Source organism: Ramlibacter aquaticus, from assembly GCF_015159745.1.
Lineage (GTDB): Bacteria > Pseudomonadota > Gammaproteobacteria > Burkholderiales > Burkholderiaceae_C > Ramlibacter > Ramlibacter aquaticus.
In genome coordinates this window covers 1-4567 of record NZ_JADDOJ010000139.1, presented here as the reverse complement: position 1 = coordinate 4567, position 4567 = coordinate 1, and the positions used below count along the sequence as shown (strand labels likewise).

The 4567-nt window shown below is 69.8% G+C and carries 5 protein-coding genes; 4 read left to right on the top strand and 1 reads right to left on the bottom strand.

The features are described 5' to 3' along the window. The first annotated feature begins 149 nt into the window (after positions 1 to 149). The 4 genes from IM725_RS19615 to IM725_RS19600 are packed head-to-tail and all read left to right on the top strand — an operon-like array spanning position 150 to position 3034. Positions 150 to 764, top strand: coding sequence for a LysE family transporter (locus IM725_RS19615; RefSeq protein ID WP_193782328.1), 615 nt, complete (start codon positions 150 to 152; stop codon positions 762 to 764). 11 nt (positions 765 to 775) lie between these two features. Beyond that, a complete protein-coding gene (locus IM725_RS19610) occupies positions 776 to 1546 on the top strand; it encodes a ParA family protein (RefSeq protein ID WP_193782327.1) in 771 nt (256 codons plus the stop codon). Between the two features lie 27 nt (positions 1547 to 1573). Beyond that, positions 1574 to 2113: an RBBP9/YdeN family alpha/beta hydrolase gene (locus tag IM725_RS19605; protein WP_193782326.1), complete on the top strand. Its 540-nt coding sequence runs from the start codon at positions 1574 to 1576 to the stop codon at positions 2111 to 2113. A gap of 6 nt (positions 2114 to 2119) precedes the next feature. Then, positions 2120 to 3034 carry a ParB/RepB/Spo0J family partition protein gene (locus IM725_RS19600; protein WP_193782325.1) on the top strand — a complete coding sequence of 305 codons (915 nt, stop codon included), beginning with the start codon at positions 2120 to 2122 and terminating at the stop codon, positions 3032 to 3034. 120 nt (positions 3035 to 3154) lie between these two features. On the opposite strand, the gene IM725_RS19595 is transcribed toward IM725_RS19600, so the two are convergent. Then, positions 3155 to 4513: an FAD-binding oxidoreductase gene (locus IM725_RS19595; RefSeq protein WP_193782329.1), complete on the bottom strand. Its 1359-nt coding sequence runs from the start codon at positions 4511 to 4513 to the stop codon at positions 3155 to 3157. Positions 4514 to 4567: the final 54 nt, after the last annotated feature.

Here is a 4567-nt window from a genome sequence, read left to right as displayed (position 1 = left end):
AGCCCAAGCCCAAGCCCAAGCCCAAGCCCAAGCCCCGTGTTTCACGTGAAACACGACCGTTCCCGTCGCTTCTGAGTCCTGCCAGGGCGGTTCCCGGATGAGCCGCCCCTGGGCCTGCCGTACACTCGCCTCAAACCCCGGGGGAATTCATGTTTGGCGTAGCGGACTACGGCGCGTTTGTCGCCGCGATCATCCTGTTTCTCATGATTCCCGGGCCCGGCAACCTCGCGCTCATCACCTCCACGACGAAGGGGGGCCTGCGGGGCGGACTGGCCGCGACGCTGGGCGTGATCGGCGGTGACCAAGTCCTGATGTGGGCGGCCGTCGCTGGCGTGGCCACCCTGCTGGCGGCCTACCCGGCCGCTTTCCACGCCGTCCAGTGGGCCGGCGCGGGCTACCTGGCCTGGCTGGGTGCGCGCATGCTGCTGGCCCGGCCCGGTGCCAAGCCGGTGCTGAACATCCAACCCCACCATTACTTCCGCCAGGCGGCCACGATCACGCTGCTCAACCCCAAGGCGATCGTGTTCTACATGGCCTTCTTTCCGCTCTTCGTGGACCCGGCGCAGCACCCGGGCCTGCCCACCTTCGCCGCGATGGCCCTGACCATCGCCTCGCTCACCTTCCTCTACGGGCTGGTCGTGGTGCTGCTCACGCACCACCTTGCCGAGCGCATGCGCGCCAACCCCCGCATCGGCCGGGCGCTGGAGAAGCTGGCGGGCGTGTTCCTGCTCGGGTTCGGGGTCAAGCTGGCCCTGGGCCGTTGAGGAATCGCGCCATGACCCGGATTTTCTGCATCGCCAACCAGAAGGGCGGCGTCGGCAAGACGACCACCACCGTCAACCTCGCCGCCGGCCTGGCCAAGGTCGGCCAGCGGGTGCTCATGGTCGACCTGGACCCGCAGGGCAACGCCACCATGGGCTCGGGCATCGACAAGCGCAGCCTCTCGCTCAGCGTCTACGACGTGCTCCTGGAATCGGCCTCCGTGGCCGAAGCGCGGGTCAAGAGCGAGAAATGCGGCTTCGACGTGCTGGGCGCCAACCGCGAACTGGCGGGCGCCGAGGTCGAACTGGTGGATGTCGAGCGCCGCGACCAGCGCCTGAAGACGGCCCTGGCCGCGGTCGCGGCCGACTACGACTTCGTGCTCATCGACTGCCCGCCCTCGCTGTCCATGCTCACGCTGAACGGGCTGTGCTCCGCCCACGGCGTGATCGTGCCCATGCAGTGCGAATACTTCGCGCTCGAGGGCCTGACCGACCTGGTGAACACCATCAAGCAGGTGCATGCCAACCTCAACAAGGACCTGCAGATCATCGGGCTGCTGCGCGTGATGTTCGACCCGCGCATCACGCTGCAGCAGCAGGTGAGCGAGCAGCTCAAGGCGCACTTCGGCGAGAAGGTCTTCGACACCGTGATCCCGCGCAACGTGCGGCTCGCCGAGGCCCCCAGCTACGGGCTGCCGGGCGTGGTGTTCGACGCCGGTGCCCGCGGCAGCCAGGCCTATGTGGATTTCGCGCGCGAGATGGTGGCCCGGATCGGACATGGCTGAACGGCCTGTTGCTATCAAAAACATAGCATGAAACCCTCCGACGTCCTCATCCTGCCGGGCTGGCAGAACAGCGGGCCGCAGCACTGGCAGACCCTGTGGGAGCAGGAGCACGGCTTTCGTCGCGTGCAGCAGCACGACTGGATGCGGCCCCTGCGCGGCGACTGGATGGCGCAGCTGGAGCAGGCCGTGATCGTCTGCGACGAGGCGCCCGTGCTGGTGGCCCACAGCCTGGGCTGCCACCTGGTCGCGGCCTGGGCGGCGCATTCGGCCCACCGCGGCCGTGTGCGGGCCGCGTTGCTGGTCGCACCCGCCGACGTGGAGCGAGAAGACCTGCAGCCCCTGGTGCCCAGTTGGTCGCCCCCGGTCCTGCAGCCCTTGCCTTTCCCGTCCCTGCTGCTCGCCAGCCGGGACGACCCCTACTGCGATTTCGAACGCGCGCGCCGTCTGGCCTCGGCCTGGGGTGCGCAGTTCAAGGACTGTGGCGATCGCGGCCACATCAACGGCGAATCCGGCCTGGGCCGCTGGCCCGACGGCCAGGCGCTGCTGCAGGACCTGATGAAGGACTAGACAACGATGGTGACGAAGAAACCCAAGGGCCTGGGCCGCGGCCTGGAGGCCCTGCTGGGCCCCAAGGCGGCGGAGACCCCGGAGCCCACGCCCAACCCCGGCCTGCCGGCTTCGCTGCTGCTGGCCGACATGGTGCCGGGCGTCTACCAGCCGCGCACGCGCATGGACGAGGGCGCGCTCTACGAGCTGGCCGAGTCGATCAAGGCGCAGGGCATCATGCAGCCCATCCTGGTGCGCAAGCTGGCCGCCGGCGACCACGCGGGCAAGTACGAGATCATCGCCGGCGAGCGGCGCTTCCGTGCTGCCCGCCTGGCGGGGCTGGACAGCGTGCCCGTGCTGGTGCGCGAGGTGGCCGACGAGGCGGCCGCGGCAATGGCGCTGATCGAGAACATCCAGCGCGAGGACCTCAATCCGCTGGAGGAAGCGCATGGCCTGCAGCGCCTGATCCGCGAGTTCGGGCTCACGCACGAGCAGGCGGCCCAGGCCGTGGGGCGTTCGCGCAGCGCGGCCTCCAACCTGCTGCGCCTCTTGAACCTGGCGGAACCGGTGCAGACCATGCTGATGGCGGGCGACCTGGACATGGGCCATGCGCGCGCGCTGCTGGCGCTGGAGCGGGCCGCGCAGATCACCGCCGCCAACCAGATCGCGCAGCGCAAGCTCTCGGTGCGCGAGGCCGAGTCGCTGGTGAAGAAGATAGGCGCCGAGTTCAGCCTGGTCTCGCCCAAGCCCAAGAAGGAAAAGTCGCGCGACCTGCGGCGCCTGGAGGAGGAGCTGTCCGACCTGCTCACGGCAGAAGTCGAGATCCGCGTCAAGAAGCGCGCCAAGCGCAACGGCCGCGTGGAGGAGATGGGCGAGCTGGCGATCCAGTTCGGCTCTCTGGACGAACTGAACGGCCTGATCGACCGCCTGCGCGCACCCTGAGTGCGGCGCCGCGCGGCGAGCCCTGCCGTCGATGCAGGCCCGGCGCACGGCATCCGTCGCGCAGCCAACGCCTTGCACGCCGCCACGGGCGCAGCGCGCCGACCGTCACCGCGCCTGGGCTCAGATCGAGAAGATCTTCCCCGGGTTCATGATGTTCCTGGGGTCCAGCGCGCGCTTGATGGTGCGCATCATCTCGACCGCACCGGCCCCGGCCTCGGTGACCAGGAAGTCCATCTTGTGCAGGCCCACGCCGTGCTCGCCGGTGCAGGTGCCGCCCAGGCTCAGCGCGCGCGACACGAGCGCGTGGTTCAGCCGCTCGGCCGTCTCGCGCTCCTGGGGGTCGTTGGGGTCCAGCAGGTAGCCGAAGTGGAAGTTGCCGTCGCCCACGTGGCCGACCAGGAAGTAGGGCAGGCCGCTCTCGTCGGCCTCACGCACCGAGTCCAGCAGGCAATCGGCCAGGCGCGAGATCGGCACGCAGGTGTCGGTGGAGATCGCACGGCAGCCCGGGCGCGACTGGATGCCGGCGAAGTAGGCGTTGTGGCGCGCCGTCCAGAGCCGCGTGCGCTCCTCTGGCGTGGTCGCCCACTCGAAGGCCTCGCCACCATGGCCGGAGGCGAGCTCCTGCACCAGCTCGGCCTGCTCCTGCACGCCGGCGGGTGAGCCGTGGAACTCCATCAGCAGCATGGGCTGCTCGCGCAGGTCCAGCTTGGAGTGCTTGTTGACCATGCGCACCGCGTTGCGGTCGATCAGCTCGACCCGCGCGATCGGCACGCCGATCTGCATCATCTCGATGGTGGTGCGCACCGCACCCTCGATCGAAGGGAAGGAGCAGATGGCCGCCGAGATCGCCTCGGGCAGCGGGTACAGGCGCACCGTCACCTCGGTGATCACGCCCAGGGTGCCTTCGCTGCCGACGAAGAGCCGCGTCAGGTCGTAGCCGGCGCTGGACTTCTTGGCGCGGGTGCCGGTGCGTATCACCTCGCCGCTGGCGGTGACCACCTCCAGGGCCAGCACGTTCTCGCGCATGGTGCCGTAGCGCACGGCGTTGGTGCCGCTGGCGCGGGTGGCCGCCATGCCGCCCAGGGTCGCGTCGGCGCCGGGGTCGATGGGGAAGAACAGGCCCGTGCTCTTGATCTCCTCGTTGAGCCGCTTGCGCGTCACCCCCGGCTGCACGGTGACCGTGAGGTCCTCGGCGTTGATGGCCAGCACCTTGTCCATGCGGCTCACGTCGATGCTGATGCCGCCCTGCACCGCGAGCAGGTGTCCCTCCAGCGAGGAGCCCACGCCGAAGGGAATGACCGGCGTGTCGTGCTCGGCGGCCAGGCGTACCGCGTCGGCCACGTCCCCCGTGCTCTCGGCGAAGACCACCGCCGCCGGGGGCGGCACCTCGAACGAACTCTCGTCGCGTCCGTGCTGCTCACGCACGGCCAGTGCGGTCGAGCAGCGCTCGCCGAAACGGGCCTTCAGGGCCGCCAGCAGGGCGGCGGGTACGGCGCGCTGCTGGCGGCCCTGAAGGCCCGTTTCGGCGAGCGC